Annotated in this window: 3 protein-coding genes and 1 pseudogene; 3 read left to right on the top strand and 1 reads right to left on the bottom strand. The window is 62.9% G+C overall.

What is annotated here, in order from left to right; translation table 11 throughout:
• Nucleotides 1-65: 65 nt before the first annotated feature.
• From AWB82_RS36020 to AWB82_RS36010, 3 genes and pseudogenes are all read left to right on the top strand, one after another.
• On the top strand, nucleotides 66-296 hold the full coding sequence (locus tag AWB82_RS36020; protein ID WP_086974019.1) for a DUF2934 domain-containing protein: 231 nt from the start codon (nucleotides 66-68) through the stop codon (nucleotides 294-296).
• A 585-nt stretch (nucleotides 297-881) separates the two neighbouring features.
• Nucleotides 882-1,201: pseudogene (locus tag AWB82_RS36015) on the top strand (low affinity iron permease family protein); the annotation flags it as partial.
• Between the two features lie 222 nt (nucleotides 1,202-1,423).
• Nucleotides 1,424-4,495, top strand: coding sequence for a transglycosylase domain-containing protein (locus AWB82_RS36010; protein WP_086974018.1), 3,072 nt, complete (start codon nucleotides 1,424-1,426; stop codon nucleotides 4,493-4,495).
• A gap of 489 nt (nucleotides 4,496-4,984) precedes the next feature.
• Here AWB82_RS36010 and AWB82_RS36005 read toward each other — a convergent pair.
• Nucleotides 4,985-5,292, bottom strand: a 308-nt coding sequence (locus AWB82_RS36005) for a transposase domain-containing protein (protein WP_235023592.1), incomplete at its 5' end; no start/stop codon positions are given.

Genomic DNA, 5,292 nt, shown 5'->3' with positions numbered 1-5,292 from the left:
CTGTTGATACTGGGTCTTTTCGTGCATCGCAACACCTTATACGAAACAGGTGTTGCACTTCAGATTTGAGGCCGCCCTCGGAAACGAAGCTCGGTTTAGAACAGGCTGTTCGAGAGCGCGCGTACCTGCTCTGGGAGAAGGACGGGCGCCCTGATGGGCGTGCGGAAGAGTACTGGCATCGCGCTCTTGATCAGCATCTTCGGGAGCGGGCCTACGTTCTCTGGCAGCAGGAGGGAAGTCCCGAAGGGCGGCAAGATGAGTATTGGCGTCGGCTTGTCGATTTCCAGGCTCAGTGATTACCGTGTGCCGGTATATTCTGTCCGTCTGGCGCGGCGACCGCCTAAGCAATGTGATCTTAAGGTCGATCCGCACGGAGCCCAGCTCCGGGTCGATGGTCGATGGTCGATGTCAGAACGGAAACGTAGCTGAGGATCACTTGTGTGACTGGCTGCCCGCCATCGGAAGAATGCCAGCACCGACGCCTCTTTTAGCGTGCTGCGTTGAAGCGCGCGCGCACCGGTTGACGGCTCGCATCGACTCTGGAGATCAACGGATCTGGCATTGCACTCGCCCTCGACCCGCGCGACGAAATCAACGCATTTCGGCCGCAATGCTGAAATCCTGGCGCTCGGCCGGTCGTTGAACAGGTTGTCCAAGATGCGCACCGGTCAGTTGCGGCTCGGACATCGAGGCGCAAGACATGACGCCAAAACATGGTTGGCCTTCCGGATAACCTAGATCAAGGCGGTCGATGTGCAACTCAGGAAATGTTCGTGTCCGCGACCGCAAAGAGGAGATGGGACATACTCACCCGGCGCACCACATGATTCCGTAAAGTCAAGACTGAGCCCCGCGGACACCCGTTCCCGGACGCCGCGCCCATGGACACCGTCCCATGGAACGTCCAGCCCGGGCTATGCGAAGGCGCATCCCGTCACCCGTGCGTTCGATGCCTTTGCGAGCGCCGTCACGCTGGGCGGGATCGCCCCTCGCATTCGGGATCGCGGTCGTCACCATCGTCGTGTGGCTCGTGTCCGGTCCATCTTCAGATCCCGATGGCTGGCAACTCGTCATCAACACGGGCAGGACGATCATCACCTTTCTGATTGTGTTTTTCATACAGCAGAGCCCGAACAAGGACAGCGTCGCGCTGCACCTGAAACTGAAGGAACTGCTCGCGTCCAAAAAGCGAGCGAGTAACCACGGATAATTGCCCCGCATCTAGATAAAAGCTGTTCTCTTTTGATCGACTCGGGCGAGCCGCCCACGCCATCCTGCCTATACTCGGACAGCGGTGAAAAAGACAAGGCCATTCAAAAGAAAATGAATAGCGGCGCGCGACGCCTGGTCGAGTGGTCTACTTTCTTGCATTAAACTACGGTGATATCGAACCAAGCCGTCGGGCGCTCGGGGAGAAGGCGTCATGAGCCGGCCACTGCAAGAAAAAACGACGCGCGCGTCGCGAATCACGCCCGCAAGGCGCTGGGTTGCATGGCTTTTAGCTCTCGTGTGCGTGCTCATTTGTGCCGTGGCGGCGCGCATGACGCAGATCGAAATGCAGAGCTCGCTGCGGCAGGCGCGCTACCTGTCGGAACTCGGGCGCGAAATCGGCTTTACTCTCGGTGAAGGGCCCAGCGCTAGCATCCGCTATCCCGCGGCGGGACCTTACGACCTGCGGCTCGGCTATGCATCGCTGCCATCGTTCGAGGAGCGGCTGACGACACGCGGATTTGCGGTCACCGCGCAGGCGCGCGGTTCAGCGGCGATGCTGTCGATGGCGGACAGAGGCCTCTTTCTTCCCTATGAAGAGAAGGACCGCGCCGGACTCGCATTGCTTGACGCCCGTGGCACCCAGCTATACGGCGCGTCGAGCCCCGGACTCGTCTACGACGATTTCGAGTCCATTCCGCCTGTCATCGTCAGTGCGCTGCTCTTCATCGAGGATCGCAACCTGCTGGATGAGCACGAGCCCAACCGTAACCCGGCCATCGACTGGGGACGCTTCGGGCGTGCGCTTTTCGATCAGGGCGTGCGCGTCTTCGACAAACGTGCGCCGCAACCGGGCGGCAGCACGCTTGCAACCCAGATCGAGAAGTTCCGCCACTCGTCGGGCGGACGCACCGCGTCGCCGATGGAAAAGCTCCGCCAGATCGCATCGGCCTCCGTGCGCGCGTATCTCGACGGTCCACAGACCATGCCGGCCCGCCGTCAGCTGGTTGTGCGCTATCTCAACTCCGTGCCGCTTGCGGCGCGGCCCGGCATCGGCGAGATCAACGGTCTGCCCGATGGCATGGCCGCGTGGTACGGGCGCGACTTCGGTGAATACAACCGCATTCTGAACGAACCGCTTTCGGCGGAAACGCTCGATGCGCAAGCGCTCGCGTTCAAGCAGGCGCTGTCGCTGATGATCGCACAGCGTGCGCCATCGCGCTTCCTGCGCGCAGGCAGCCCGGAGCTCGAACGCCTGACCGACAGCTACCTGCGCCTGCTCGGCGCGAACGGCATCATCGCGCCGGCGCTGCGCGACAGGGCGCTCGCCGTGCCGCTCGCACTGAACCCGACGCCGCAGCGGCGCGAGGCGGTCTCGTTCGTCGCGCGCAAGGGCGTGACCGCGCTGCGCTCGAATTTGCTCGCGACGCTTGGCGTGCCGAGCCTTTACGATCTCGACCGGCTCGATTTGAGCGTCACCGCCACGCTCGACAACGTGGTACAGCAGGCCGTGAGCGATCGGCTCGCGAGCGTGGCCACGCGTGACGGCGCGCGCGACGCAGGGCTGATCGGCTATCACATGCTGCGGCCCCAGGACGATCCTTCGCGCATCTCGTACAGCTTCACGCTGATGGAGCGCAAGGGCGGTGCAAACCTCGTGCGCGTGCAGACCGACAGCCTCAACGAACCCTTCGACATCAGCCGCAGCGGACGGCTCAATCTCGGCTCGACGGCGAAGCTGCGCACGATCATCACCTATCTGCAGATCGGCGCGGCGCTGCACGCGCGCTATGGTGCGATGAGCCTGGCGCAACTGCGTGCCGTGACGCCCGATCGCCAGGATGCGCTCACGCGCTGGGCACTCGACTACCTTGCCACGGCGCCGGACCGGTCGCTTCCCGCGATGCTCAATGCCGCGGTCCAGCGCAAGTACTCCGCGAGCCCCGGCGAGACCTTTTACACGGGCGGCGGCGCGCAGACCTTCACCAACTTCGAGGCCACCGATAACGCGCGCGTGCTCACGTTGGAGCGCGCGTTCCAGCACTCGGTGAATCTGGTGTTCGTGCGCCTGATGCGCGATATCGTCCACTACGAAACGGTCAGGGTGGCGGGGCCGTCGTCCGACTGGCTCGACGATCCGGCGGTGCGTCACGCCTATCTGACGCGCTTCGCCGATGCGGAGAGCCGCGTGTACATGAGCCGCTTCTACGGGAAGTACCGGCTGAAGACGCCGGATGAAGCGCTTGCGCTGCTGCTGCGCGACGTGCGCAAGTCGCCGCCCAAGCTTGCGACGGTGTTGAGAAGCGTCGCGCCCGACGCGCCGCGGGCGTGGTTCGACACCCGCATGCGCGCGGCGCTGCGTGGCACGCCATCGGCGTCCATCACGGACCAGGACCTCGCGAAACTCTATGCGAAATACGGCATCGACAAGTTCAACCTCAACGATCGCGGGTATATCGCGAGCGTGCATCCGCTCGAACTGTGGACGGCGAATTATCTGCGCGGCCATCCGCTCGCGACGCTGAACGACGTCCAGGAGGCGAGCCGCGAGGCGCGCGTCGCCGTCTATTCGTGGCTCTTCAAGACGCGCTATCACGCGACGCAGGACAGGCGCATCAGGCGCATGGTCGAGTTGCAGGCGTATGCAGAGATTGCAAAAGCGTGGCGCGCGCTCGGCTATCCGTTCGCGTCGGTCACGCCTTCCTATGCGGCGGCGATTGGCGCTTCGGGCGACCGGCCCGAGGCGCTCGCACAGCTGATCGGCATCGTGCAGAACGAGGGCAGGGGGCTCGCCATGCAGCGCATCTCGGCACTCGAGTTCGCGAAGGACACGCCATACGAGACGCATTTTGTCCATGTGAGCCCGCCGCAGAAGTCGCTCGTCATACCCGAGATCGCGGCGGTCGTTCAACGGCTGCTGCGCGATGTCGTCGAAGGCGGCACCGCGCAGCGCCTCGCCGATGGCATCGTTTTGCCCGATGGCCGCACGCTCGACGTGTCCGGCAAGACGGGCACGGGCGACCAGCGCTTCAACGTGTACGCCCGTGGGCGGCGTCTTATCGAATCCCGCAAAGTGAACAGGACCGCGACCTTCGTCTTCGCGATCGGGGAGCGCTACTTCGGCACGCTCACCGCCTACGTGCGCGAGCCTTATGCGGCGCGTTATGACTTCACGAGCGCGCTCGCCGTGCAGATGCTGAAGTCGCTTGGGCCCGCGCTGCAGCCGCTGCTCGCCGAGGGACAAACGCCGGGAACCGAACGCGATGCGGAGCCGAAAATCAGATAGAAATGCGCCGTGCAGATGAAGATTTGTTCCGAACTCGTTCTCTACCACAGTGCCCGGACATCGATTGACGCTAGGCGTTGGATGCGAAACGACGATGGCGCTTGCCAGAATGGTGTTTACCATTCACCCGCCGTGCGAGAGGGGTTGCACTTGCGGGATATGAGGTGAAGTTTACCCTGGCTCGATATGATCCAGCGAGCATTTGACGGCTATGATGCTGCGTGCCCGCGTGATACACGTGCGGCATCGCCACAGGGGTCTCGTTGCCGTTCAGCCAGCGGCGAATTGCGACCAGATCCGCCGAACGCGCCCAGGAAGACCGCGCGCCAAGGAGCGCAATGAAGACCGGACCATGCGTAAGCGGCTCGGCAGGGCCGGTCCCCGATTCGCGCGCGCGTGGGGCATGATGTGAGAGCGTTGGGGAGGTCCGGGTAGATCATGTGAAGATCGTTCCATGGTCGTGGACACGATCGATCTGGATCTGCCCGGTCAAACCGTGGGCGTGGGCGGAGTAGCCGGCTTCAGTTTGTCGGCCACGTTCCAGGGAAGCAGTTCGTCGATGCGGTTGACCTTGTGGTCCGCAATATGAGTGAGCACGTATTCGAGGTAGGCACGTGGGTTGATTTCGTTGAGTTTGCACGACCCGATGAGACTGTACATCGCCGCCGCGCGCTCACCGCCGCTGTCGGAGCCAACGAACAAATAGTTTTTCCTGCCCAACGCGAGTTCGCATTCATTCTGCCCATATCGGGCAAGAAGTTGAAGTCCATTATCGTTGGCATGCGCTATATGGTCGC

This window comes from Caballeronia glebae (assembly GCF_001545035.1).
Classification (GTDB): Bacteria; Pseudomonadota; Gammaproteobacteria; order Burkholderiales; family Burkholderiaceae; genus Caballeronia; species Caballeronia glebae.
The sequence above is the reverse complement of the archived record's forward strand: the minus strand, read 5'-3'. Positions and strand labels throughout refer to the sequence as shown.